Annotated in this window: 29 protein-coding genes; 14 read left to right on the forward strand and 15 right to left on the reverse strand. The window is 61.8% G+C overall.

The annotated features are described in order from the left end of the window. Positions 1-3 precede the first annotated feature (3 nt). Positions 4-1,269 (forward strand): dihydroorotase, encoded by a 1,266-nt coding sequence (locus DXY03_RS05070; RefSeq protein WP_115009486.1) that lies wholly within the window; start codon positions 4-6, stop codon positions 1,267-1,269. On the opposite strand, the gene lepB is transcribed toward DXY03_RS05070, so the two are convergent. Continuing rightward, positions 1,259-1,924, reverse strand: a complete 666-nt coding sequence (lepB, locus tag DXY03_RS05075; protein ID WP_115009459.1) for a signal peptidase I — start codon at positions 1,922-1,924, stop codon at positions 1,259-1,261. The two genes, DXY03_RS05070 and lepB, sit on opposite strands and share 11 nt — an antisense overlap. A 78-nt stretch (positions 1,925-2,002) precedes the next feature. Between lepB and DXY03_RS05080 the strand changes: the two genes are divergently transcribed. Then, positions 2,003-3,508, forward strand: coding sequence for a hypothetical protein (locus DXY03_RS05080; RefSeq protein ID WP_115009460.1), 1,506 nt, complete (start codon positions 2,003-2,005; stop codon positions 3,506-3,508). Here the strand turns inward: DXY03_RS05080 and DXY03_RS05085 are convergent. The 5 genes from DXY03_RS05085 to DXY03_RS05100 all read right to left on the reverse strand — a co-directional run bounded on the left by DXY03_RS05085 (position 3,471) and on the right by DXY03_RS05100 (position 5,470). Next, positions 3,471-3,833 carry an arsenate reductase family protein gene (locus DXY03_RS05085; RefSeq protein WP_115009461.1) on the reverse strand — a complete coding sequence of 121 codons (363 nt, stop codon included), beginning with the start codon at positions 3,831-3,833 and terminating at the stop codon, positions 3,471-3,473. The two genes, DXY03_RS05080 and DXY03_RS05085, sit on opposite strands and share 38 nt — an antisense overlap. Before the next feature lie 3 nt (positions 3,834-3,836). Next, positions 3,837-4,196: a 2Fe-2S iron-sulfur cluster-binding protein gene (locus DXY03_RS05090; protein WP_114987966.1), complete on the reverse strand. Its 360-nt coding sequence runs from the start codon at positions 4,194-4,196 to the stop codon at positions 3,837-3,839. 69 nt (positions 4,197-4,265) lie between these two features. After that, positions 4,266-4,775, reverse strand: a complete 510-nt coding sequence (locus DXY03_RS05095) for an inorganic diphosphatase (protein WP_115009462.1) — start codon at positions 4,773-4,775, stop codon at positions 4,266-4,268. Next, positions 4,717-4,977: a hypothetical protein gene (locus tag DXY03_RS12225; RefSeq protein WP_170951988.1), complete on the reverse strand. Its 261-nt coding sequence runs from the start codon at positions 4,975-4,977 to the stop codon at positions 4,717-4,719. Before DXY03_RS12225 ends, DXY03_RS05095 begins: the two co-directional genes overlap by 59 nt. 88 nt (positions 4,978-5,065) lie before the next feature. Next, on the reverse strand, positions 5,066-5,470 hold the full coding sequence (locus tag DXY03_RS05100) for a resolvase (protein WP_244272329.1): 405 nt from the start codon (positions 5,468-5,470) through the stop codon (positions 5,066-5,068). A gap of 207 nt (positions 5,471-5,677) precedes the next feature. Here DXY03_RS05100 and DXY03_RS05105 point away from each other — a divergent pair, with 207 nt between their 5' ends. The 4 genes from DXY03_RS05105 (at position 5,678) to DXY03_RS05120 (ending at position 10,369) form a co-directional block, all read left to right on the forward strand. Then, positions 5,678-7,459, forward strand: coding sequence for a proline--tRNA ligase (locus DXY03_RS05105; RefSeq protein WP_115009464.1), 1,782 nt, complete (start codon positions 5,678-5,680; stop codon positions 7,457-7,459). Between the two features lie 24 nt (positions 7,460-7,483). Further along, a complete protein-coding gene (gene psb27 / locus DXY03_RS05110) occupies positions 7,484-7,909 on the forward strand; it encodes a photosystem II protein Psb27 (protein ID WP_115009487.1) in 426 nt (141 codons plus the stop codon). An 85-nt stretch (positions 7,910-7,994) separates the two neighbouring features. After that, a complete protein-coding gene (locus DXY03_RS05115) occupies positions 7,995-9,314 on the forward strand; it encodes an adenylosuccinate synthase (protein ID WP_170950485.1) in 1,320 nt (439 codons plus the stop codon). A 41-nt stretch (positions 9,315-9,355) separates the two neighbouring features. Further along, positions 9,356-10,369, forward strand: a complete 1,014-nt coding sequence (locus DXY03_RS05120) for an adenosine kinase (protein ID WP_115009465.1) — start codon at positions 9,356-9,358, stop codon at positions 10,367-10,369. Here the strand turns inward: DXY03_RS05120 and cutA are convergent. Next, complete coding sequence (gene cutA / locus DXY03_RS05125) at positions 10,338-10,712, reverse strand: divalent-cation tolerance protein CutA (protein WP_170951989.1); 375 nt, start codon at positions 10,710-10,712, stop codon at positions 10,338-10,340. The two genes, DXY03_RS05120 and cutA, sit on opposite strands and share 32 nt — an antisense overlap. Then, on the reverse strand, positions 10,675-11,466 hold the full coding sequence (locus DXY03_RS05130; RefSeq protein ID WP_115009489.1) for a precorrin-6A/cobalt-precorrin-6A reductase: 792 nt from the start codon (positions 11,464-11,466) through the stop codon (positions 10,675-10,677). The genes cutA and DXY03_RS05130 overlap by 38 nt, the downstream gene beginning before the upstream one ends. Positions 11,467-11,495: 29 nt before the next feature. Between DXY03_RS05130 and DXY03_RS05135 the strand changes: the two genes are divergently transcribed. Beyond that, on the forward strand, positions 11,496-11,954 hold the full coding sequence (locus DXY03_RS05135) for a single-stranded DNA-binding protein (protein ID WP_115009466.1): 459 nt from the start codon (positions 11,496-11,498) through the stop codon (positions 11,952-11,954). 29 nt (positions 11,955-11,983) lie between these two features. On the opposite strand, the gene DXY03_RS05140 is transcribed toward DXY03_RS05135, so the two are convergent. Further along, positions 11,984-12,172: a hypothetical protein gene (locus DXY03_RS05140; RefSeq protein ID WP_115009467.1), complete on the reverse strand. Its 189-nt coding sequence runs from the start codon at positions 12,170-12,172 to the stop codon at positions 11,984-11,986. 69 nt (positions 12,173-12,241) lie between these two features. Between DXY03_RS05140 and DXY03_RS05145 the strand changes: the two genes are divergently transcribed. The 3 genes from DXY03_RS05145 to DXY03_RS05155 are packed head-to-tail and all read left to right on the forward strand — an operon-like array spanning position 12,242 to position 14,731. Further along, entirely contained in the window at positions 12,242-12,784 is a 543-nt protein-coding gene (locus tag DXY03_RS05145) for a DUF2854 domain-containing protein (RefSeq protein WP_115009468.1), read from the forward strand. A gap of 3 nt (positions 12,785-12,787) precedes the next feature. Beyond that, positions 12,788-13,669, forward strand: coding sequence for an acetylglutamate kinase (gene argB / locus DXY03_RS05150; RefSeq protein ID WP_114987976.1), 882 nt, complete (start codon positions 12,788-12,790; stop codon positions 13,667-13,669). A gap of 3 nt (positions 13,670-13,672) precedes the next feature. Beyond that, positions 13,673-14,731: a DUF3153 domain-containing protein gene (locus DXY03_RS05155; protein WP_115009469.1), complete on the forward strand. Its 1,059-nt coding sequence runs from the start codon at positions 13,673-13,675 to the stop codon at positions 14,729-14,731. Here the strand turns inward: DXY03_RS05155 and priA are convergent, their stop codons facing one another. Further along, positions 14,732-16,981 carry a primosomal protein N' gene (gene priA, locus DXY03_RS05160; RefSeq protein WP_115009470.1) on the reverse strand — a complete coding sequence of 750 codons (2,250 nt, stop codon included), beginning with the start codon at positions 16,979-16,981 and terminating at the stop codon, positions 14,732-14,734. Positions 16,982-17,286: 305 nt separating this feature from the next. Here priA and rpoD point away from each other — a divergent pair, with 305 nt between their 5' ends. Continuing rightward, the gene (gene rpoD / locus DXY03_RS05165; RefSeq protein ID WP_115009471.1) at positions 17,287-18,675 is read left to right on the forward strand and encodes an RNA polymerase sigma factor RpoD; all 1,389 of its coding nucleotides are present in this window, start codon (positions 17,287-17,289) and stop codon (positions 18,673-18,675) included. Between the two features lie 192 nt (positions 18,676-18,867). Here the strand turns inward: rpoD and DXY03_RS05170 are convergent, their stop codons facing one another. Then, complete coding sequence (locus DXY03_RS05170; RefSeq protein ID WP_115009472.1) at positions 18,868-19,335, reverse strand: hypothetical protein; 468 nt, start codon at positions 19,333-19,335, stop codon at positions 18,868-18,870. A 137-nt stretch (positions 19,336-19,472) separates the two neighbouring features. Here DXY03_RS05170 and hemC point away from each other — a divergent pair, with 137 nt between their 5' ends. After that, the gene (gene hemC / locus DXY03_RS05175; RefSeq protein ID WP_115009473.1) at positions 19,473-20,426 is read left to right on the forward strand and encodes a hydroxymethylbilane synthase; all 954 of its coding nucleotides are present in this window, start codon (positions 19,473-19,475) and stop codon (positions 20,424-20,426) included. On the opposite strand, the gene DXY03_RS05180 is transcribed toward hemC, so the two are convergent. From DXY03_RS05180 to DXY03_RS05195, 4 genes are all read right to left on the reverse strand, one after another. Next, the gene (locus DXY03_RS05180) at positions 20,427-20,930 is read right to left on the reverse strand and encodes a L,D-transpeptidase (protein ID WP_244272331.1); all 504 of its coding nucleotides are present in this window, start codon (positions 20,928-20,930) and stop codon (positions 20,427-20,429) included. Between the two features lie 267 nt (positions 20,931-21,197). After that, the gene (locus tag DXY03_RS05185) at positions 21,198-21,785 is read right to left on the reverse strand and encodes an inorganic diphosphatase (RefSeq protein WP_115009475.1); all 588 of its coding nucleotides are present in this window, start codon (positions 21,783-21,785) and stop codon (positions 21,198-21,200) included. A 62-nt stretch (positions 21,786-21,847) separates the two neighbouring features. Continuing rightward, on the reverse strand, positions 21,848-23,356 hold the full coding sequence (locus DXY03_RS05190; protein ID WP_115009476.1) for a carboxypeptidase M32: 1,509 nt from the start codon (positions 23,354-23,356) through the stop codon (positions 21,848-21,850). 198 nt (positions 23,357-23,554) lie between these two features. After that, positions 23,555-23,962, reverse strand: a complete 408-nt coding sequence (locus DXY03_RS05195) for a thiol-disulfide oxidoreductase DCC family protein (RefSeq protein ID WP_115009477.1) — start codon at positions 23,960-23,962, stop codon at positions 23,555-23,557. A gap of 52 nt (positions 23,963-24,014) precedes the next feature. Here DXY03_RS05195 and DXY03_RS05200 point away from each other — a divergent pair, with 52 nt between their 5' ends. Both DXY03_RS05200 and DXY03_RS05205 read left to right on the forward strand, forming a co-directional pair. Continuing rightward, entirely contained in the window at positions 24,015-24,632 is a 618-nt protein-coding gene (locus tag DXY03_RS05200; protein WP_115009478.1) for a secondary thiamine-phosphate synthase enzyme YjbQ, read from the forward strand. Positions 24,633-24,674: 42 nt separating this feature from the next. Beyond that, on the forward strand, positions 24,675-24,965 hold the full coding sequence (locus DXY03_RS05205; protein ID WP_115009479.1) for a 4a-hydroxytetrahydrobiopterin dehydratase: 291 nt from the start codon (positions 24,675-24,677) through the stop codon (positions 24,963-24,965). The last annotated feature ends 85 nt before the right edge of the window (positions 24,966-25,050 follow it).

The raw sequence follows: 25,050 nt of genomic DNA on the forward strand, positions 1-25,050 counted from the left end.
GTCATGAACGACACCTTGCTGCTGGATCCGGTGCGCGTCCTGCGTGGCCCCGGACATTCAGTGCAGCTCGGTGCAGTCCTGATCAACCAGGGGATTCTCGTCGGCTTTGACGACGAAGCCCGGCAGCAGGCCCTGGGCCTGGGCATCAAGGCCAGCCCAGCACCGGATCAGCTGGTCGCCCCCTGCCTGGTGGATCCGCATTCCATCCTTGAAACCCCCTTCAGTGGCGATCAAGAAACAGCCGTAAGCCTGCGCCACTGTGCCGCCGCGGGAGGCTATGGCCAGATTGGCCTGCTTCCCCGCAGCAGCAGCTGGCGCGATTGTCCGGAGCGGCTCCAAGGATTCAGCCTCGAGCAGGATCAAACAGCAACGGTTCGTCTGCACCTTTGGGGAGGCTTCAGCCGCGGCGGCAAGGCAGATGAACTCGCCCCCCACGGCGATCTTCTCGAACACGGTGCCATCGGACTGGCGGATGATGACGCCGTGGTTCCAACCCCGTTACTGGAACGGGGACTGCTGCTCGGAGAGATGGGGGGATGCCCAGTGCTCGTGGCACCCAGGGATCCCGCGCTGCAGGGGGAGGGGCTGGTGCGGGAAGGCGTGGAGACGCTGCGGGCCGGGTGGCCAGCGGATCCAATCACCAGTGAGACCGTTCCCCTCAGCCAGTTGCTGCTGCTGCATCAACGCCATCCGGAACGACAGCTACGGCTGATGAACCTCTCCACAGCAGCTGCGGTGCAGCAGCTTTCAGGCTGCGAGTTCCCGCCCCTGAGCAGCGTGAGCTGGTGGCATCTCCTCACCGACCGCAGCATGCTGGCTAGCAGCGATCCGGGCTGGCGCGTCTGCCCCTCCCTCGGTGGCCCGAACGACCGCGAGCAGTTGATCCAGGCCGTTCAGCATCGAACGATCACTGCCGTGGCTGTGCATGCTGTTCCTCTGGATGCTGAGGACATGCTGTTGCCGGGCGAGCAGCGCCCCGCAGGCCTCAGCGGCCACCATGTGGTGCTTGCTGCGCTGTGGAATGCCCTGGTTCGGCCGGGCCGCTGGACCACGGAAGATCTTTGGCAGGCCCTCAGCTTTGGGCCTTCGGCTCTGATCGATCAGCCGCCTGAACAGCTTGAGCAGGGCAGCCGGCGCTGGCTGCTGTTCGATCCCGATCAACGCTGGAGCATCAGCAGCAACACTCCCGGCGCACCGCGTGCCGCCAACATTCCCTGGCTGGGCCGCGAGCTTCAGGGACGCGTTGTGGCCTGTGGCCTCAATTGCTGAGCGAACCGATGCGCGAAGGGGGCCAGAAGCGGAAGACGGCACGGCCAATGATCTGATCGTCTGGCAAAAACGGGCCGCCTGGCCAACGACGGGCATCCTGGCTGTTGCGGCGGTTGTCGCCCAGAACAACAACGTTGCCTTCGGGGACCACGGCATAGAGGCCCTTGCAGCCAATCATTCCGTCGCGATCGGAGCAGAAATTGGTGACGTAAGGCTCGTTGAAGGCAGTGCCGTTGATGCTCACGGCACCACGGCTGTTCACCTCCACGACATCACCAGGAACACCCACCACCCGCTTGATCCAGGCCTCACATTCGGGATAACGCTGCAACAGCACACGATCCACAACCCAGCTGATGCCCGGGAAGGTGACGAAGCCGCACTTCAGTGGATTGGGTTGCCCCCCCTCCAATTTCCAAACGGGATCAAAGGCACTGGGGGAATTGAACACAACGATCTCCCCCCGCTGAGGAGGTCGGGAGCGGTAGGACAGCTTCTCGACGATCAACTTGTCGCCCACCTGAAGCCCTGGAAGCATCGACCCCGAAGGGATGTAGCGGGCTTCAAAGGCGAACTGCCGGAGCAGGAGATACAGCGAAACCGTGAACAGAAAAGGGGCCCAGAACTCCCAGATCGCGCTCACTCTGCCCTTCACATCGGAAGGTTCTCTCTCCGCGTTCAATGTGGGCAGGCTCAATCTTTCGACCCACGATAGGGGGAGCCTGCAGGCCCCATGATCCGTCCACGCTGGCAAGCCCTCAAGCCCCAACACGGCCTGTTCAGCTGGCGCCGGTGGGACCAGGCCATTGCTGTCATCGCCGCAGTCAATCTCACCTGGGTTGCCATCGATCTCACCTACATCCCCCTGCGCAACTTCTGGCTGCAACGCAATCTTTATCCGGTGCCATCGCTTCCCCTGGTGGTTCCCCTGCCCTGGCTGCCGGACATCACTCCATGGCTGGATCCCCTCAAGGGCATCGAACCCCATCGCGAAACCGAGGCTTACCTCAAGGCCTACACCGCCCTGGATCGGGCCCTGCAGCAAAACGGCCCGCGCACGGCGGAAAGCACCGATCTGCTGCAGCACCAGGTGGTGCTCACCACAGCGCTGATGGACAGCAATCCGTTCATCAGTTCAGGCCAAGCCGGCGCCCTTGAAAAATTCAAGAACCGACTGCGCGCCCGCACCGGCCTGGAATCAGCCCGTGACTCCGCCAACCTCCTCCTGAGCGCCGAGCATCTGGAACGCTCCCCCTGGAGCCAGGAGCGTCAGTTCTGGAGCCAGCAGATTCTGCCGCTGGTGGAAAGCAACTACTGGCGAAGCATCGATGAAAACGGGCGCCCCAGCGATTTGAGCTGGCGCATCGATACGCCATTTCAACTGCTGTTTCTGCTCGACATTCTTCTGCGTGCCTGGCGCCTGAAACAGCGCTATCCGGCGATCCGCTGGCGCGATGCCCTGTTACGCCGCTGGATCGACCTGCCCCTGCTGCTGCCGTTTGCGCGCTGGCTCAGGGTGGTTCCGGTCACAGAACGGCTTTGCGGAGCGGGCCTACTGCAACTCGAACCGCTGCGTGCCGTGATCAGCCGCGGCGTGGTGGCCCTGCTGGCTGTGGAGCTGTTTGAAGTGATCGCCGTCAGGGTGGTCGATGCTCTGCAGCAACTGATCCGATCACCACAGCTGCCGGAGAAGGTTCGCGGACTCTGCAGCTATCAGAGCAGTGATCTGAACGACGAGCGAGAGGTGATCGAGCTGCTGCGGTTGTGGCTTCCCCTTCTGCTCACCCGCATTGGCCCGGCCATGCGACCGCAACTGCAAGCCTTGATCAGCCATCTGGTGCAGCAGAGCTTGGACCGGAACGTGGTGCCGGATGCCCTGCGGCGACTGCCTGGACTGCAAAACGCCGAATCGGAATTCAGCCGCCAGCTGGCAGAGAGCATGGTGACCTCCGTGCTCGACCTGTCCAAGGGAGCCGGAAACCGCATCGGTCAGAGGGACCCTGTTCTGGAATCGCTTGGATCCGAGGCCTTGGATCGGCTCTGGGAGGAGCTGGCCCACACCCTGGAACAGGGACCTGTCCTGAGCCGCAGCCAGGATCTGCTGGTCGCCCTTTTGGAAGAGATCAAACGCTCAAGCTTCCGTCAGATCCGCGACCAAGGCGATGTGGACGCCCTGATCAGCGAATTGGATGGATTGAACTTCAGCCCTGGAGTGCAGATTCCCAAAGATCAGGCTTGAAGCCGGTGAGGTAAGTGGAGGAATTCACCTCCACGAATGGTCGTTTGATCAACTTTCCATCGGCAGCCAAGGCCTCGAGAACCTCGTCATCCGACAGAGCCTTCACTGCTGCCGCGCCCATGGCGCGATAGCTCTGGCCGCTGGTGTTGAACAGCAGTTTCCTGTCGCCGAGGCATCGGTGAGCGGCCACCAACATTTCCTTGGACGGTGGAGTCAGGGTGATGTCGTGCACCTCATGGGCAATGCTTCGCTCAGTGAGCCAGGCCAATGCCTTTCGACAGGTGCTGCAGCGGTTGTAGCTGTAAACCTGAAGGGTTCCGGCCAAGGCTCAGCGGCCGAACAGGGATTTGATCGCACCAACGAGGCTGTTGGAGCCGCGGCCCACACCTTCAGCAGGGCGGGTGCGAACGGTGACATCACCAAACACTGTGGTGCGGCAGCTCAGGCGGAAATTGGCAGGACGATCGGCCAGATAGACCTCTTCAACATCGCTGCGGGGGGACAGGTTGGCTTGCCCTTCAACCACCTCCATCACGCAGGTGCCGCACTGACCAACGCCACTGCAGTTGTTGAGGTTGTTGAGGCTCTTGTAGGGATTAACGCCCGCATCAAGTGCAGCCTTACGCAGATTTGCGCCCTCGATGCAGCCAACCTGCTGGCCTTCCTGCTCGAATCGGATGGTGGGCACGGGTTCCGCAAATCTCAGTGCGCACCAACTTACAAGCATCCGGCCTGATCAAGGGGCTCTTGCCTGAGATCAATCGGCTGCATTGATGCAGGAATCAAGCAATGGCTGAACCGCATCGAGGTCGCGCCATCCATCAATCGATACGACGCTGCCCTGCAACGTGCGGTAAGTCCTGAAGAATTCCGCGACATCCTCGAGCTGGGAGGCAGCGATCTGGCGAATGCTGCGGATCTCGTCCTGACGGGGATCTGCGTCTGGAACACAGAGAATCTTCCCGTCGTAAACATCCCGGTCGTGGAGGTCCAACACGCCGATGGGGCGAGCCTTGATCAGGCAACCTGCGAACGTGGGTTCAGCCATGATCACCATGGCATCCAGGGGCGATCCATCCTCCGCCAGCGTGTTGGGGATGAAGCCGTAATCGAAGGGGTAACGCACTGAGGAGTGCATCACCCGATCCAGAACCATCACGCCGGCTTCGGCGGAGTACTCGTATTTGTTCCTGCTTCCCGCTGGAATCTCAACGATGAGATTCACCAAGCCTGGCGAAGGTGACGGGGGGAGCTGATGGAGATCCATGCCGATCCGAGGCGGTGGGGATCAGTCGCGGGGAGGAGAAGCTTCGATCCGTGATCACAGCCACAAGGGGAGCACTGAAACTGATAACAGCAATCAGCAGTCCTTTGATGGCCGTCAACGAGGCGCGACGACTGAACGGCTCATCCGCCTCCGAAGACGCGATGGCGTCGTCGTGAGACGGGTGGGGAACATCTGAGGCCATAAAACGGGGGACTTGAAAAAGCTCCCTCTTTCGATAACAACGTTGTTGAACTCATTCTGTCACTGCAAAAAACAGGACGCACCGATCATTAAGCCGCGGGCCGGTCCTGCTGGTCGAGTCGTGCGCCCAGATCAGAAGGGGATGCCCCACTAGCCTCGAGATGGGTTCGGATCAGTCGAAGCTCCTCAAGGATCGATCCCAGGATTTGTTGCGTTGCCGTTGAAGGAGAGTTCAGCACCTCAACGGTGACTTCTTTGATGCGGAGGACATCTTTGGCGAAGCGCGCCACCTCATTGGGGTGGAACATCAGCGGATCTTTCTGATCGCTGCGGTACTCCGGGTTCAGCTTGCGGGGGTTGAACGGAGGGTTGAGGTTGCGAGGGTCTGTGTTGGTGTAGCGATACACCGAGGCGCGGGAACGGTTCAGGGATTTCTGAACGTCGTCGATCCCCACCAGGGCCTCGGCCTGAGCTGACGCATGGGCCGGGTCCATGGAAAGTTCGGTCGCTTGTTGAACGCTTGTCGCCACAGATTCAACGGACCGAGGAAACATGAGACGGGCCTAGGACAGGCTGGATTGAGCTGGACGGTAGCAGTCGAGACTCAGGGCGCACAGGGGAATTCCAGCAAAACAGACACTTCCGCGATCGGCATGCCTCCGAAGCGGTGATAACTTCCAAATCCCATTTTGTTGCGATTGATGCGCGTCTCCCGCCTGCTGCTGGTGACGCTTCGGGATGTTCCCGCCGAAGCGGAGATCACCTCGCATCAGTTACTTCTCAGGGCCGGCTATATCCGTCGCGTGGGATCCGGGATCTACGCCTACCTCCCCTTGATTTGGAGGGTGCTGCAAAAGATCACCGCCGTGGTGCGCGAGGAGATGAACCGCGCGGGCGCCCAGGAAACCCTGCTGCCGCAGCTGCACCCTGCTGAGCTCTGGCAGAAGAGCGGGCGTTGGCAGGGCTACACCGCTGGCGAGGGGATCATGTTCCACCTTGAAGACCGCCAGGGCAGAGAACTGGGGCTTGGTCCGACCCATGAAGAGGTGATCACCAGCCTGGCGGGCGAGCTGCTGAGGTCATACCGACAGCTCCCGGTGAACCTCTATCAAATTCAGACCAAATTTCGCGACGAGATCCGTCCCCGCTTTGGACTGATGCGAGGCCGCGAATTCATCATGAAGGACGCGTACTCTTTCCATGCCAGCGAAGCGGATCTTCGCGAGACCTATGGCGTGATGGATCAGGCCTACCGCCGCATCTTTGAACGTTGTGGCCTGGATGCCGTCCCTGTCGATGCCGATAGCGGCGCGATCGGCGGCGCCGCCTCCCAGGAGTTCATGGTGACGGCAGATGCCGGGGAAGACCTGATCCTGATCAGCGATGACGGCCAATACGCCGCCAACCAAGAGAAGGCTGTTTCGATCCCATCCGCCGCATCTCCTCTTCCCGACGGCCCGGAGGAATCGATTCCAACCCCTGGCTTGGGCAGCATCGAAAGCCTCTGCGACGCCAAAGGTTGGGATCCGAGCCAGGTGGTGAAGGTGCTGCTGTTCGTGGCGACCCTGGACGATGAGACCCTCCAACCGCTGCTGGTGAGCCTCCGTGGTGACCAGGAGCTCAATCCCACCAAGGTGGTGAACGCGGTCAGCCGAACTCTCAACAAGGGTGTTCTCGATTGCCGCCCGATCACACCAGAGGACAACAACCGTCAACAGATTGATCCGCTCCCCTTTGGATCGATCGGGCCCGACCTCTCCGATGACGTCCTGCAGGGAGCCAAGACCTGGGAGCCAACATTCCTGCGTCTGGCTGATGAAACCGCCAGCGAACTCGGCAGCTTCATCTGTGGTGCCAACACGCCCGATCTGCACCGTTTCAACACCAGCTGGAAGGCCATCGGGCAGAAGCCGACCAGCCTGGATCTGCGTAATGCAAGGGCCGGCGACGTCTGCCAACACAACGCGGAATCACGCCTGACGGAAAAAAGAGGCATCGAAGTCGGCCACATTTTTCAGTTGGGCCGGAAATATTCCGAGGCCATGGAGAGCCGCTTCACCAACGAGAACGGCAAAACCGAACCGTTCTGGATGGGTTGCTACGGCATCGGCGTTTCGCGATTGGCGCAGGCTGCCGTCGAGCAGCATCACGATGACAGCGGCATCTGCTGGCCGACGGCCATCGCCCCCTTCGAGGCGATCGTGGTCGTGGCCAACATCCAGGACGAGACCCAGGCGCAGCTGGGGGAAGCGCTCTACTCGGAGCTTCAGAAGGCTGGGGTGGATGTGCTGATCGACGACCGCAAGGAACGCGCCGGCGTCAAGTTCAAAGACGCCGATTTGATCGGCATCCCTTGGCGGATCGTGGTGGGACGCGACGCCAGCGAGGGCACCGTTGAACTGGTTTGCCGCAGCAGCCGCGAGGTGCAGAAGCTTCCCCACGCTGAGGCTGTGACCTGCCTGATCAAGGCACTCCACCCCTAAAGTCGAATGACACTGAAGGGTTTCATGCTCTCCGCACTGACACGCCTGCTTCGCTCCCTCAGCAGGGCCGCCGTAGCCCTCGGCCTCGGGTTATGCCTCCTTCTGACGGCCTGCAGTGGAGACGCTGAAGCTCGTCTGAGCGGCGACTACGTGGAAGACACCGTGGCGGTCTCCCGCACTCTGCTGACGGTGATCGACCTACCTCAGGACGATCCCACCCACGCCGAAGCTGAAGCCGACGCCCGGGCCCTGATCAACGACTACATGTCCCGTTATCGGCCCCAGCCCCGTGTGAACGGACTCAGCTCCTTCACCACGATGCAGACCGCGCTGAATTCGCTGGCTGGTCATTACGCCTCCTACGCCAATCGCCCCCTGCCGGAAGCGCTGCATGACCGCATCGCCAAGGAACTCAACAAGGCTGAGAAATCAGTGGTCAGGGGAAGCTGAGCCCCCGAAACCAGCTCGGTTTTGACGAGGCCACCCGAGATCTGAGATACTCGCGGATTGTGCAGATCAGCGGCTTCGGGCCGCCGTGTTCTTGGCCAACGTTGTCGTCATCGGAGCGCAGTGGGGTGACGAGGGAAAAGGAAAGATCACCGATCTCCTGAGCCGCTCCGCCGATGTGGTGGTCCGCTATCAGGGTGGTGTGAATGCAGGCCACACGATTGTTGTTGACGATCGTGTGCTCAAGCTGCACCTGATTCCCTCTGGAATCCTCTATCCCGACACGATCTGTCTGATCGGATCCGGCACGGTGGTGGATCCCAAGGTGATGCTCGGTGAGCTGGACATGCTCATCGCCAACGACATTGATATTTCAGGGCTTCGCCTGGCATCCACGGCCCACGTGACGATGCCCTACCACCGCCTGCTCGACCAGGCCATGGAGAAGCAGCGGGGAGCTCGACGGATCGGAACCACAGGCCGTGGAATCGGCCCCACCTACGCCGACAAGTCGCAGCGCAGCGGCATCCGTGTGATCGACCTGCTGGACGAACAGCGGCTGAGGGATCGCCTTGAAGGCCCACTGCAGGAGAAGAACGAACTTCTTCAGACCATTTACGGCGTTGAGCCCCTGAACGCCGAAGACGTCATCCAGGAATATCTGGGATACGGCAAGCGCCTGGCCCCCCACGTGGTGGAGTGCACCCAGACGATTCATCAGGCAGCGCGAGATCGCAAGAACATCCTGTTCGAAGGTGCCCAGGGCACGCTGCTGGACCTGGACCACGGCACCTACCCCTACGTCACGTCCTCCAATCCCGTTTCCGGCGGGGCCTGCATCGGTGCAGGCGTGGGTCCAACCCTGATTGACCGCGTCATCGGCGTTGCCAAGGCCTACACCACCCGCGTGGGTGAAGGCCCCTTCCCCACTGAGCTGAGCGGAAGCCTGAATGACCAGCTCACGGAACGGGGTGGCGAATTCGGTACCACCACTGGCCGCCAGAGGCGCTGTGGCTGGTTCGACGGCGTGATCGGTCGCTACGCCGTGCAGGTCAACGGCTTGGACTGTCTGGCTGTGACCAAGCTGGATGTGCTGGACGAACTGGACGAAATTCAGGTCTGCGTGGCCTATGAACTCAATGGCGAGCGAATCGAGCACTTCCCCAGCAGTGCCGATGACTTCGCCCAGTGCAAACCCATCTTCGAAACACTGCCTGGCTGGCAGTGCTCCACCGAGGAATGCCGCAGCCTTGAGGATCTCCCCAAGCCAGCCATGGATTACCTGCGCTTCCTCGCTGATCTGATGGAAGTGCCGATCGCCATTGTCTCCCTGGGGGCCAGCCGTGATCAGACCATCGTTGTCGAAGATCCGATCCATGGCCCCAAACGAGCCCTGTTGAGCGCCTGAGCGGCTGACGTTCATACTTCGGGGCTGCTTTCCACGCCCCGATGTCATCAGAGACCCGTTTCCCCAGCGACTGCAGTCTCGATGTCGTTGGCATCGGCAACGCAATCGTTGACGTTCTGGTGCAGACGGACGACGGTTTCATCGCTGAACACGGCCTCCAGAAAGGGGGCATGGCGCTGATCGATGAACAACAGGCCGAAGCTCTCTACAAGGCCAGTGGAACGGGCCTCGAGACCTCCGGTGGATCGGTCGCCAACACCATGGTGGGCATCGCGCAGCTCGGCGGACGCGCCGGTTTCATCGGCCGCGTCCGGGATGACCAGCTCGGCAGCATCTTTAGCCATGACATCCGGGCCGTTGGGGCACGCTTCGAGACCCCAGCAGCCACCAGTGGAGCCACAACGGCGCGCTGCCTGATTTACGTCACGCCCGATGCCGAGCGCACCATGTGCACCTTCCTGGGGGCTTCCACCCAACTGGAGCCCGAGGATCTCGACCTCTCCATGGTCAAGCAGGCCAAGGTGCTTTACCTGGAGGGCTACCTCTGGGACAGTCCAGCCGCCAAACGGGCCTTCATCGCCGCCGCCGAAGCCTGCCGTGAAGCAGGCGGAAAGGTGGCTCTTTCTCTCTCAGACGGCTTCTGTGTGGATCGGCACAGAGCGAGTTTTCTCGAGCTGGTGAATGGCCACGTCGATGTGCTGTTCGCCAATGACGTTGAAATTCAGTCGCTCTACGAGACCGACGATTTCGACCAGGCCCTCGAGCGGGTGCGCGGCTGCTGCTCAGTGATTGCGATCACCCGTGGTGCCCAGGGGTCCGTTGTGCTGGGTGGAGACCAGCGCTGGGATATCGGCATCTTCGGCATGGGAGATCTGGTGGACACCACGGGAGCAGGCGACCTCTATGCCGGGGGATTTCTGCATGGCTTCACCCAGGGCGAGTCACTGGAGCGCTGTGGTGAGCTCGGAGCCCTCTGCGCCGGCCAGATTGTGACCCAACTGGGGGCTCGCTCCCAGGTCTCCCTCAAGCAGCTGGCGGAGACGCATCTGAACTGAGCTCAGCGATGGCCCAGGCCCCATAGGCCGGTGATGCCGTCACCGGCCAGCACAACCACTCGGGGGTGTCGTAGCTGTGCAACTCGGAGACGGCCGAACGCAGAGCGGCCACATGCTGAGCTGAGGTCTTCATCAGCAGTTGGACCTCATGGGACGCCTGCAACGCTCCCTCCCAGCGATAGAACGACTGAACGGGGTGGATGGACACACAGGCCACGAGATGGCGCTCCAGCAAGGCCTCTGCCAGCTGTTGGGCGCGCTCAGCGTTCGCTTCCGTGGTGAGAGCCAGCACGAGTCCACTCGCTTCAATCACGCTCAAGCCGATCCAACAGGCTGCAGACATCCTCGACGCATTCCATCCCGTTGGGGGGGGAGGGACGCCGCAACAGCAGCAAGCTCAGCCCCAGATCTGTGGTGAGTTGATGCCAAAGCTGTTCCGTCACACCACCGGACTGGCGGCAGAGCACCACGCCAATGCCCCAGCGACGGCAAAGAGACCGCTCGATCGCCCCCGGCACCTCCCCTTGCAGAGGGCGCACCACGGCCAGGTGATCCAGGGGAAGACCTGCCCGCAAGGCGGCGCGCACTCCATCGGGGGACGGAAGCGCACGGCCATAGGGAATGGCTCCGGCGCGGCGCACAGCAGCAGTCAAGGCCGGAAGATGACGGCCTCCAATGGCCAGCAGCAGGCGTTGGCCCTGGAGCGGTTGGGCCGCCAATGCATCGGCATCAGCCAGGAGAGAGGCTGCTCCCAACGGTTCAAGGCGACGCTCATAACGCAGCAGCGGTTGGCCGAGATCCGCGCAGGCCGTGAGCAGGTCATGGCTGATTCGAGCCGCAAAGGGATGCGTGGCATCCACCACCCAACGGAAAGGGCCGGTCTGATGCAGGGCTGCCTTGATTCCGCCAATGCCCTGCAGGGCACCAATCGAGACGCGCTCCACCGGCAATCCCGCGTAGGTCTTCGCTGCAGTTGCCGTCACCACACCCACGCTCACACGCCAATGGCGGCGGGAGAGCTCCTTCACCAAGCGCGGCCCATCACCGGTTCCGGCCAGCAACAGGACACGACGCTGGTCATTCGCGGGGCCTTGCATCAGGATGTGCGCCGACACCAGCTCAAGCCATGAACCATTGCGTGCTCGAAGTGGAGGTGATCGACGCACCGACGGTTCGATACACCCAGGACAACCAGACTCCCATTGCGGAGATGGCCGTGCGCTTTGACCCCCTTCGCGAGGGTGATCCGCCGGGTGAATTGAAAGTGGTGGGCTGGGGAAACCTGGCCCAGGAGCTGCAGAACCGTGTGCAGACCGGGCAGCGGCTGCTGATCGAAGGCCGGCTGCGGATGAACACCATGCCCCGGGGCGATGGCATGAAGGAAAAACGGGCTGAATTCACCCTGGCTCGGCTTCATCCGATCGGCGCGGCAGCCACGGGTGCAGCTCCTTCCGGCAACCCCTCAGCCCCGGCCCCCAGCCGCCAGGCCCCCGCGGCTGCACCGACCAAGGTGGCGAAAGAGCCTGAACCGGCCAGCTGGAATGCGGCGCCCCTGGTGCCCGACGCTGACGACATCCCCTTCTGAATCAGAGGACAATCGCGGGGCGTTGCCGCTTAACGGCCCGCTTCGTCCTGCAGCTCTGACGCTCGGGTGATCAGTTGCCCGAGCTCCCGTTCAAGGGCGGCAAGATCCAGCCGCAGCTCGGGCCAGCGGCCCCCATCGATCTGCAGCAGCAACCAGCTGCGATCACGGTCGAGCTGCTGGAGCAGATCATCGATCCCGGTCGACGATGGATCAGGCATCTAGCTCGGGGCAGTGGATCTCCATCCTGATGGCCTAGAGGTCAAAATGACGATCAAGCCAAGGCCTTCATGAAGGATTTCTTCTCCCCCGGCAGCCTCGTCACCATCGCCGGAGGCGTGCTGACCGTGGTCGGTGCCACCGCTTACGCCACCGGAAGCGCCAACCTCAGCCTGCCCACGATTTTCTACGGAATCCCGATCTTGTTGGGGGGGCTGGCCCTGAAATCGTCGGAACTCCCACCCGCCATCCGGGTGACACCGGTCAAGACGTTTCAAAAGGAACGCGAAGCTGCAGCCCCAGAACTGGGCAAATTGCTCGGCGATGTAACGCGCTGGCGCTACGGCCAGAAGGCCCACCTGGAGTCGTCGCTGGAAGCGCTCAAACTCTGGGATGAAGACACCCCCCCGCAGTTGGAAGAGATCGAAGAGCTGCATTCCGATTGCGGCTATGGCCTGCGGATGCGTTTCCTGCTGGGAGCCGTTCCCCTCGAACGCTGGCAAGAGCGGCAGGAGCGGCTGGGACGTTTCTTCGCCAAAGGGATGCGAGCGGAACTCAAGGAACTGGATGAACAACGGCTGGACGTTGTTCTGCTGCCAGCAGGTGAGGCCTAAGCCATGGCCCAATCCACCCAGAACAACGATGACGCCCTCAGGGTGTCGGTGCTCAGCGAAGCCCTCCCCTACATCCAGCGCTTCGCAGGTCGGCGCATCGTGATCAAGTACGGCGGGGCCGCCATGGCCCATGCCGAGCTGCGGGCTGCCGTCTTCCGCGACCTGGCTCTGCTGGCCTGCGTCGGCGTCCAACCCGTAGTGGTGCATGGCGGCGGGCCCGAAATCAACCAGTGGCTTCAGCGTCTGGAAATTCCCGCCGAATTCCGCGACGGACTGCGCGTCACCGACGCCGACACCATGGACGTGGTGGAGATGGTGCTGGTGGGCCGCGTCAACAAGCAGATCGTGAATGGCCTCAATCAGCTCGGCACCCGTGCTGTTGGTCTGAGCGGAAGCGACGGAAGTCTTGTGGAGGCACGCCCCTGGGGGAATGGCAGCCATGGGCTGGTGGGGGATGTTGCCCGCGTCAATCCCGATGTGCTCGAACCGCTGCTGGAGAAGGGGTATGTGCCCGTCATTTCCAGCGTTGCCGCAACCCCCGATGACGGGCGAGCCCACAACATCAATGCCGACACGGTGGCGGGAGAGCTGGCGGCGGCCCTGGAAGCCGAAAAACTGATCCTGCTGACCGACACCCCCGGCATCCTTGAAGATCGGGATGACCCCGACTCGCTGATTCGCAAACTGCGTCTCTCAGAGGCGCGACAGCTGATCGAGGACGGCGTGGTCGCAGGGGGCATGACCCCAAAAACCGAATGTTGCATCCGCGCCCTGGCCCAGGGCGTGTCAGCCGCCCACATCATTGATGGCCGGGTTCCCCATGCCCTCCTGCTCGAAGTCTTCACCGACGCCGGCATCGGCACCATGGTGGTGGGACGCGGCTAGAGGGTGAGCGAGCAGGACGCAGCACTGGACCTTTCTGAAGCGGAGGCAGCCCTGGAGCGCGGGGACTACGGCCAGGGCCTGGAGCTGCTTCTGCCCCTGGCGGAGCAACACCCGCTCAACAGCCCGGAGGGGCCGGGCCTCCGGCTCCTGATGATCACCGCCTGGATGGGCCAGGGGCAGGACGAGAAAGCCATCGCCACCTGCAGGCTGCTGAGTCGCTGCCGCGATCCCAAGTTGCGCCAGCAGGCCAAACAACTGCTCGGGGTTCTTGAAGCCCCAAGCCTGGATCGTCCGGAACGCTGGTCGATGCGGATGCCGCAACTGGAGCTGAATGGCTCCGGCAGCGGGCAGACCTCCACCATGCGGCGGCGGCGGTCGCGGCGTCCCGAACCCCCGCCACCACCACCCACGGGGCCGACGCGTTCACCGGCGGCGGGTTTCGCTGTGCTGGTGATGGCGGTTCTGCTGGGGATCACGCTGTTGCTGAGTGGTTGCGTCCGCATCGAGGCTGATCTCGACCTTCGCGGCCCGGATCGACTGGCCCTCACCTGGGACGTGCGGAGCACCCAGCAACGCCCGCTGCCCTGGCAGGAGCAATTCGAGCGAGACCTGCAACGGGACGTGCCCGGGCTGAAGATCGAACAAACAGGCCCAGGACGCCAACAGATCAGCAGCCGTGTTGCCTCGTCGCACGAGCTGGCGCAACAGATAGCCACCGTGGTTGCAGTGGCAGGTCGCGCGGCTGGAGTCTCACTCCCGCCACCGACGCTCAAGCTCGAAGAACGCAACTGGCTGCTGGGGGTGCAGCAGCACGTGCAGCTGATGGTGGACCTCAGCGATCTGCCCGAGATCCCCGGGCTCGACGTTCATCTGAGCCTGAACCACGGGCAGGTGGAGCGCACGGCTGTTACCGGCACCACCACCGAAGTCAGCTGGCAGGGCTGGCGCTGGAATCCGCTTGGCCTGGGGAGCGTGGTGATCCTGATGCTGCTGATCAGCAGCATGGTGCTGCAGGTGGTGCGTCGGAAGCTGGGCTTTGGCTTCCCTGAATTGCCCTCCTGATCAAAGCTGCTGCGGGTCGGGATCCACAGTGAGCGCCACACCCTTAGGCAAGCTATCCCAGAGGGCCTGTCCCGGAGGCAGCGGAAGCGGGGAGCTCGCCGGACCGTGCAGCAACAGCTGCCATCGGCTTCGGCCAGCAACCCGGGCCACAGGTGCCGGAGCAGGACCCAACAACCACCAATTCTGGAGCTGACAAATCGGCCGGATCTGCTCCGCCAGCACCGCTGCCGCCGTTGCTGTTTTGCTGGGGGAATCTCCAGACAGGCGCAGCAAACAGGCACGACTGAAGGGCACCAGACCCGCCTCCTTGCGGAGGGCCACCTCCTGGGAGAGGAACGCTTCATAGCGACCATCCACCAGGTGTTGAATCACCGGGTGCTCTGGGGTGTAGGTCTGCACGAACACCTGCCCCGGTCGCTCACCTCGCCCGGCACGGCCCGCCAACTGCAACAGCAACTGCAGGGCCTGCTCTCCTGCGCGGAGATCGGGGCGGTGCAGAAGCCCATCCGCCGCGAGCACCGCCGCCAGGGTGACCCGCGGCAGATCCATGCCCTTGGCCAGCATCTGCGTACCGATTAAGACGTCGGCTTCTCCAGCAGCGAAACGGTCCAACAGGCGTCGATGGCCATCCCGCCCCCCGGTGGAATCGCGGTCAAAGCGGAGCAAACGAAGGCCTTCGAGCTCCTGAGAGAGCAGTTCCAACACCTTCTGCGTCCCGGCCCCAAACGGCTTGAAGGCCGTGGAACCACAGTGACTGCAACGGTTCTCCAGGTCTTCACGATGGTCACACCAGTGGCAACGCAGCCACTGACGCCCGGCCTTGCTGCGGTGAACGGTGAGCGCCACATCGCAGTGGGGGCACATCACCACCTCGCCGCAACTGCGACAGCTCAAAAAGGGGCTATATCCCCGACGAGGCACCAAAACCACGGCCTGTTCGCCCTGCTCCGGCAGCGCCGCAAGACGATCCATCAAGGCGCGACTGACCAGACGCTTGTGTCCTTCGGCTAGCTCATGGCGCATGTCGATCACATGCACAGGCGGTAGGGACTGCCGGGAAATCCGCTGGGTCAGGCGCACCAAGGTCAAGGCACCATCCGAGCCCGATTGAATCCAGCTCTCGAGCGACGGCGTGGCGCTGCCCAGCACAAGCCGTGCCTGTTGCATCACAACCCGGTCCAAAGCCAGGTCCCGGGCGTGATAACAAGGCATGGGTGCGTCTTGCTTGTAAGAGCTGTCGTGCTCCTCATCCAGAACGACCAGCCCCAGCGGCTTCAACGGCACGAACACCGCGGAGCGGGTTCCCACCACCACCAACGGCTGTTCGGCAGCAAGACAGCGGCGCCAGGTTCGAACCCGTTCGGCGTCACCACAACCGCTGTGGTACTCCACAACGCGCGAGCCGAAGCGTTTGCGGCAACGGTCAACGAGTTGGGGAATCAATCCGATCTCGGGGGTGAGCAGCAGCACGTGCCGGCCCCGCTCCAGCTCCTGGGCAGCCAGCTGGAGGTACACCTCGGTCTTGCCGGAGCCGGTGATTCCCCAGAGCAGCAGCCCTCTCCCCGGAGACAGCTGTTTGTAGGCCTTCACCACGTCCTGCTGCTCAGCCGTCAAGGCCTGGGGAAGCTCCTGGGGGCCAGAACCAGCTGAGGAGCCCTTGTCCTCACAACGACGCTGCTCACGCACCAGGTAGCCCTGCTGGATCAGCGGCGGCAGCAATTGCGCCCCAAACCCACTGGCCACCAGGTCCCGTTGCCAAGCACCATCGCCCTGGCCCTCCAACCAAGCCAGAAGCTCCCGCTGGCGAGGGGTAGGTGGGTTCGCTGCATCAGGGGGGACCCGGGCCTGAATCCACCACATCTGACGCCCGCCGGCCAGGGAACGCTGGCCGGCCTGACCAATCCAGCCCGACGGCAAAGCCGCCTTCAAGGTGCGGAAGACACTGAGATGGCAACGGTCCGCCACCCGCTCCAGCCAGCTGTACCAATCCGAATCGACAGCAGCTCGCTGCAGGAGCGATTCCACCGGTTGCAGCTCCTGAGGATCCTGCTCAGCCCACTCCCGCTCCGCCACCACCAATCCATGCATGGCTCGACCCCGGAGGCGCACCCGCACCAGATCTCCCGGCATCAATCCCATGCTGGGATCTGCGGCGTAACTGAAGGAGCGTCCTTCCCGCCCAGCCTCCAGCCAGACCTCAACGCATCGCCGCGAATGCGACAGGACCTTGCAAACTTCGGAAGACTTCATTAACGTGGACAGGTTGGACAGTTTCTGCCAACCCTGCGCTCGATCCAGAGGGAAGACACAGAGTCTGAAGTCAAGGTCTTGTTCCTTGCCACTTTGACCGGTCTGAGACCACCCCGGACAGCACAGACACAATCAGTCCAAGCGTTTCGTCGACTCGCGGACACCACCATCAGCCCATGAACTCCGTCTCAGCGTCAGCTGTGTGGTTCTGTTTCGTTTGAACGGAAGTTCCAGGTTCCGGCCATTGCCGTTGGTGCGTTGTTGCCGCTGTTGCATTTCCCCTCTATCCGACTTCGACTAACACCATGACCCCTGCTGCCACCAAAGCTGCCAAGCCGGACATAGTTCTTCTGGCCAATGCTGACGGCAAGGTGAAGGAAGTCGCCAATAGTTCCGACAAAGAGGCCAAGAAAACCCCTGCACGCCGACGAACCAGCAAGGCGAGCGCCAAGGACCTGAGCGCCGCAGCCGACGAACTGCTCGCCGCTGCAGATCAAGCCAAGGCCTCGGGAGCCACCAAAAAGGCTGCAGCGAAAACCACCAAGGCCAAAACCACAACGAAAAAGGCCACCACAACTAAGAAGGCAGCCACCGCCAAGAAGACCACGACTAAATCTTCAACAGCCAAGGCATCAGCCAAAGCAGCGGCAGCGAAGCCAACCGCCGAGGAGAAAGCCAAAACCGCAGCTGCTGAGAAGGAAGCCAAGGCCAAAGCCCTGGCCAGCATCAAGATCGGCCCCAAAGGCGTTTACACCGAAGACTCCATCCGGGTTTATCTGCAGGAAATCGGTCGGATCCGCCTGCTGCGTCCCGACGAAGAGATCGAACTAGCCCGCAAAATCGCCGATCTTCTCTATCTCGAGGAACTGGCCGCTCAATTTGAAAGCGACAACGGCCGGGAACCCGACAACAAAGAGTGGGCGGCCTTGGTGGAAATGCCGCTCATCCGCTTCCGCCGGCGCTTGATGCTGGGCCGACGAGCCAAGGAAAAGATGGTGCAATCCAACTTGCGCCTGGTGGTCTCGATTGCCAAGAAGTACATGAATCGGGGCCTGAGCTTCCAAGACCTGATTCAGGAAGGAAGCCTTGGCCTGATTCGTGCAGCCGAGAAGTTCGACCACGAAAAGGGCTACAAGTTCTCCACCTACGCCACCTGGTGGATTCGCCAGGCCATCACACGCGCCATCGCCGACCAGAGCCGCACCATCCGCCTGCCGGTGCACCTCTACGAAACGATCTCCAGGATCAAGAAGACCACCAAGGTTCTCTCCCAGGAATTCGGCCGCAAGCCAACGGAAGAGGAAATCGCGGAATCGATGGAAATGACCATCGAAAAACTGCGCTTCATCGCCAAGAGCGCCCAGCTGCCGATCTCCCTGGAGACCCCCATCGGCAAGGAAGAGGATTCCCGCCTGGGTGATTTCATCGAAGCCGACATCGAGAATCCCGAGCAGGACGTTGCCAAGAACCTGCTTCGTGAAGACCTCGAAGGTGTGTTGGCCACCCTCAGCCCCCGCGAGCGCGATGTGCTGCGCCTGCGCTATGGCCTGGACGACGGGCGGATGAAGACCCTCGAGGAAATTGGTCAGATTTTTGATGTGACCCGTGAACGGATCCGTCAGATCGAAGCCAAGGCCCTGCGCAAATTGCGCCACCCCAACCGCAATGGGGTGCTCAAGGAATACATCAAGTAAGCCAGCACTGGGCCCGTGACCAAACGGTCACGGGAGTAATACATAAGTACATTCCCCCTAGCTGAATGGAGCAGAGGGCTTCTATAAGAGTGCTTGAGGGAATTGAGACGCCCTCCTCACACGGAAGAGATCAAACCCCAGTCCATGACTGGGGTTTTCCTTTAGTAAATAGAAAGAGACCGTGCGACATGTTCACGGGTTTGCATCGAAGGTCTCCGTGAATTCCTGAAAAGCACGCTTCAGCCGCTCCACCGGAGTTTCCTCCAGAGGGCACTCTTGGCGAGTTTCAAGTGCATAGGCCTGGAGCAGGCGAGCATCCGGTTCGAGCACGGAAGCAACCGCCCCCTTGAACAGCACCAGATTGTGCTGCGATGTCAGCCCCTCCAGGTAAGGCTGAAGCAGCCAACTGGGCTGAGCATCGTGTGAGGCATCTGCGGCTGAACGCACCAGACGGGGCCGCAGCAGTTGATACGCGTGATCTCCATCGCGATCGGTGGTGTGGCGCAGCCGAGCCATCAGCACATCGCCACTGCACAACAGGATCAGACGGATGGAACCCTCAGCCACCAGGGGGATCATGGGCTCCTGCTCTTGCGAGTCGGGGGCAACAGAGCCAATTGCTCCGGCCTGACGAACGCCATTGACGACGGGTCCGGGCATGACTGCGCTGCAATGCCTACAAATGTTAAGCGTTCTTCATAAAGAGATCTTCCCTTTCGAAGCTTCACAACCTCGTGAAGGCGAACCAAAGAATCCAAGGCCAAAAGCGTAGGCTGGGCGGCTGATTCGCCCTTTCCATGGCCCTCACCGAACTGCGCATCGCCTCACGACGCAGCCAGCTGGCCATGGTGCAAACCAACTGGGTGAAAGCGGAACTGGAGAAGGCCCATCCCGGCCTGAAGATCACGGTGGAAGCCATGGCCACCCAGGGCGACAAGATCCTGGACGTCGCCCTGGCCAAAATCGGCGACAAAGGCCTGTTCACCAAGGAACTGGAAGCCCAGATGCTGGTGGACCGTGCGGACATCGCAGTCCACTCGCTGAAAGACCTGCCCACCAACCTTCCCGAGGGGCTGATGCTCGGCTGCATCACCGAACGGGAAGACCCGGCCGATGCCCTGGTGGTGAACACCAAGAACCAGGCGTACAAACTCGACACCCTTCCCGAAGGCTCTGTGGTGGGCACGAGTTCCCTGCGCCGCCTGGCTCAACTGCGTCACCACTACCCCCACCTGATCTTCAAGGACGTTCGGGGGAACGTGATCACCCGCCTGGAAAAATTGGACAGCGGCGATTACGACTGTCTGATCCTGGCTGCGGCAGGCCTGGGCCGGCTTGGCTTCGGCGATCGGATCCACCAGCTGATCCCCGGCGACATCTCTCTGCACGCCGTTGGTCAGGGCGCCCTCGGGATTGAATGCGTGGAGGGCAAGCCCGAAGTGCTTGAGGCGATCAAAGTGCTGGAGCACACCCCCACCTCCCAGCGCTGCCTGGCCGAACGCGCTTTCCTGCGGGAACTGGAAGGTGGCTGCCAGGTGCCCATCGGCGTGAACACCCGCTTTGAAGGTGATCAACTCATCCTCACCGGGATGGTGGCCAGCCTTGATGGAAAACGTCTGATCCGCGACCAGGCCAGTGGCGCAGCAAGCGACGCCGAAGCCATCGGCATCGCTCTGGCCAACACCCTCAAAGGTCAGGGTGCTGGCGAGATCCTCAAAGAGATCTTCGACACCGTCCGCCCGGAAGCCTGATCAACTGCGAATTTCCAGACGCGTTCCCACATCCACAGCATCAAACAGCTGCCGGATGTGGCTGTTGAGCATGCGCACGCAGCCCAGGCTGACGGCAGCGCGAATCTGAACCCAGTGCGGCCACGCCGTTCCATGGATCCCAAACTCGCTGCGGCCATTGCGGTGAAAAGCCATGTAGCGATCACCAATCGGGCTGCTGGGTCCGCGAAGCTCCCGCCGCTGACCCGACTTATGGGTCACATAGATCGGATTGACCTTCTTGTTGAGGATGGCGAATTCCCCTTTTGGGGTGGGGGTTTTGGGATCTCCGATCGCCACAGGCCAGGCCCCAAGCTGCTGCTCGCCCCGCATGAGTGTGATCTGTCGCTTGCTGAGGTCAAGCACGATGCGCGACGCATGAGCGGGTTGCCGCAAGGCCAGCTCAACAGGTTCAGCAGCAAGGCATGGAGCAACAGACCCCGCCAACAGGCCAGCCAACAGCGCCGGCATCAATGACCACTTCATGAGACGCGCAAGACCCACTGGTCTCAACGTATTCATTGCTGCGAGAAAAAAACAGCAGCAGCAGCAGCCTTGGAGCTGAACTCTTCAGAATCTCTTTGGTCTCATGGTCGAGATCAAAGAGCCGACTTCGTCCTTCTTCAGCTCTGTTGTCTCACGAGAGGTGTCCATCCCAATCGAAGGATCTTCGATGCTGTTGAGCCGGACGCTGAGCCATGAAAAAGGCGGGGGAGTGTCCCCCGCCTGATCAGCAGTTGATCGCCAACGCGTTTAGTCGACCAACTTGGGATCAATCTCAGCCATGTAGCGAGCCTCGCAGCTCTTGATGATCTCAACGGCCTTTTCAGTGCCGAAGAAACCGTTCACCGAGCAGGTGCCAGGCTTCTTCAGATCCTTGTAGTGCTCCCAGTAGTAGGTGGTCTCTTTCTTCCAGTGCTCACCGAGAGCTTCCCAGCTCTTGATGTGATCCATGCGCTTGTCGTCGGCAAGCACAGCGATCACCTTGTCGTCGACTTCACCACCGTCGTCGAAGGTCATCACGCCGATGATGCGGGCTTCCACAATCGAACCGGGAATCAGGGGCTCGGTGACACCAACGATTTCGATGTCGAGGGGATCGCCATCTTCATCCCAGGTGCGGGGAATGCATCCGTAGGCGAAGGGGTAAGCCAGCGAGGAGTAACCAACGCGGTCCAGCTTGAGATGGCCGGTTTCAGTGATCAGCTCGTACTTGTTGATCGTGTTGGAGTTGAGCTCCACGATCGTGTTGAGACGAAGTTCGGCTTCATCAGCGAAGGCCGGCAGCACGTGCAGCAGGTTGGGCATGCTGCGGCTGGGTGCCTGATCGAGGTTGGCCATAAACGGCGATGGACAGCGCGGCGCATCCTACGGGCCGCCTCAGCCCGGCGAGTTGCACGCGGCTAGGGGGCCGGTTGCAACCGATCAAGCTTGTTCTCCAGATAGCAGAGGAAGGCATCGGTGCTCAGGGGCCGACCGGTGACCCTTTCCACCAGTTGATCCGCATTAACGCTGCGTCCGAGCGGGTGAACGTGCTCACGCAGCCAAGCCAGCAAGGGCGTGACATCGCCGCGCTCCACATGCTCCTCCGGAGACCCGATGGCCTCCGCCATCGCTTCGCTCAACTGTGCACTGATCAAGTGCCCCAACAGATACGAGGGGAAATAGCCAAACAGGCCTTCACTCCAGTGCACATCTTGAAGGCATCCCTCGGCATCGTTCATCGGCCGCACCCCCAGGAGTTCCTGATAGCGCCGGTTCCATTCGTCTGGGAGATCGTTCACGGCCAAACCCTGCTCCAGCAGAGCAATCTCGAGATCCGTGCGGATCAGGATGTGCAAGCCATAGCTGAGTTCATCAGCCTCCACCCGGTTCAAACCAGGCGCCATCGGATTCATCGCCTGCCACATGTCCTGGGTTCCGCTGAAGGGAGCCCCCACCTGCGCAAAACGCTTCCACCACTGCTCGGCGAACGGACGGCTCCGGGCAACACGGTTCTCCCAGAACAGCGACTGACTTTCATGCACCGCCATCGAGGTGGCCTGTCCCAGAGGCCAGGCGAACCATTGGTGGCTCTGGTCCGGCAACCCCTGTTCATAGAGGGAATGACCCCATTCATGGGCCGTAGCCAGGAAGCACGACAAGGGCTGGCCAGGCACCACACGCGTGGTGATGCGGTAATCGGCCGGTCCCAACGTGATCGAGAAGGGGTGAGGCGAACGTGCCATGCAAGTGATGACGGGATTGCGGCCCCAGGCACCGAGCAGCTCATCACAGAGATCTTGCTGGCTGGACTCCTCGAGATCCCAGTCCGCTGATCGTGGGCGTGGCCGGGTGGATGCCTGAGCAACCAATTGCGGCAACCGTTGTCGTAACGGAGCAAACAAGGCCTCGAGACGCTCCAGACGCAGATCCGGTTCGAAGGGTTGCGCCAGGGTCTCCCAACAGGAGCGCGGCTCATCCAGCTGTTTGGCCTGCTCCTGACGCAAATCAATCAGGGTCTGAAGCGCCGGTGCGAAGAGGCTGAAATCAGAGGCCGATCGAGCCTGCTGCCACCGGTTGTAACCCTCGGCCTTGGCCTTGGCCAAGGCGGCGACGAGGGCTGGATCGAGGGACTGCTGCCGCTGCAGGTCCTGTTCCAGCAGATCCAGATTGCGACCCTGCTCAGGGCATCGCTCAGCGGAATTCCAATGCTGACGCGCTGCGGCCAGCAGTTCCGCATAGGCCGCAGCGCTCTGACGAGCATGAAGCTGGGTCGCCAGCAGCGTGAGCTGCTCACCTCGCCAGGACGCCCCGGCAGAAGGCATGCGGGTGTTCTGGTCCCAGTACAGGGTGCTCTGAATCGAGCCAAGCAGCTGCGTCTCTCTCAGATGGGCGCCCAGCTGCCCCCAAGCCGTTGCGGCAGAAGCCATCTCGCCCCCTTTTCCATCACCTTAACGACACCTGGAGTGGCATCGAAGCAGCGATGCAGGCCATGGTGAAACGGTTCAGACGTTCTGGACCCATGCGCCGATTGATGCTGCAGCTGGCCCTGGGGATCGCCCTGCCCATGGCTCTCTGGCCGCTCAAGCTGATCTACCGACAACCGCAGACCGTTCGGTAAGAACCCGTCAGTTCAGCTCACAGCGGCCTTGGCACAGGATCTCAAGGTCGGCGCGCCCGGTGATCTGAAGCCGCCGGGCGGCCCAGATCCCATAGACCCAATCGACCACGCTGCCGATCAAGGGCCAGCGGGTCGGTGCGTAAAGCCACCCCAGACCAATCAGGCGATACGCCTCACGGAAGACGGCCACATCCCGCAGCACCTCCCCGGAGCCTGTGATGGCATGAATGCGGCCCATGGCCACCCGGTAACTGATGCCGGCATGGGCCGCTGCGTCGTAATCAGAGGCATCGATGTCGACAAAAGCCAGCCGGGCCTGACGGTCACGCCGCTGCAGAAAGCGAACTTCGCGCACACACAACGGACAACCTCCGTCAAACAGCAGGGTCAGATCGGGGGCAGATGGGCTGGCCATGGACTCAGACGGTGCTGCAGCACGCAAAGTAAGGAAAGAACGCTGGAGAGCGGTGGGCGTGCAGCAGATCCTGCATCAGATGACAGTGGCAACCCCGGGAAGAGGATTCACCCGACTGGACGGGCTGTTGAACACCTGGATCCGCAGCACGGGTCTGGACCAGGGCGTTCTACATCTCACCTGCCTGCACACCAGCGCCAGCCTCACCATCAACGAGAACGCCGATCCACGGGTGCTGCAGGACCTGGATGCATGGATGGCCGATGCCGTTCCAGAACACCGCCGTTATCTCCATGACGACGAAGGAGCTGATGACATGCCGGCCCACATCCGAACCGCGCTCACCAGCCAAACCCTGAACCTGAGCGTCAGCAGGGGACAACTGCTGCTGGGCACCTGGCAAGCAGTTTACCTCTGGGAGCACCGCAGCGCTGCTCACACCAGAACGATCGCCTGCCACCTGTTCGGTGAATCCTCCAGCCGCGCCACCCCTGAAAGCACCACGCAGAACACTTCAGCCACGCCGAAAACCCTGTTGAGCCTGCGCAATGGCGAACGGATCAATCAAGCCATTCAGGCCCGCCACAACCCCAACGCCTGGGAAACCGACGACGGCATCGATACCGACACCGATCTGATGATTGATCGATTGCATGACCTGAGCGACTGATGACCAGCTCCAGCCACGATGGAGGAGTGATTCAGGGCTTCCATGCCAGTTGAACCTCTCGATGCCGCCCAGAAGTCGGCCCTCAGCACAACCCTGCCCAATTGGGTTGTGAACGCAGACAGGCTGCACCGCGATCTGCAGTTCAACAGCTTCGTGGAGGCCTTTGGATTCATGGCACAGGTGGCCTTGCTGGCCGAATCCAAAAATCACCATCCGAACTGGAGCAACGTCTACAACCGCGTTTCAATCGATCTGACCACCCATGATCTCGGCGGCCTCAGCAGCCTGGATGTGGAGCTGGCCAGCGCCATTGACGCTCTGCTGCCAGCATGAGCCCAGTGGGTCCTTGCGCATGACCACCGCACCAGCCACCGCCAACGTCCCCGTCACCATTCTCAGCGGCTTCCTCGGAGCGGGG

It is taken from the genome of Synechococcus sp. N5, assembly GCF_900473925.1.
Lineage (GTDB): Bacteria > Cyanobacteriota > Cyanobacteriia > PCC-6307 > Cyanobiaceae > Parasynechococcus.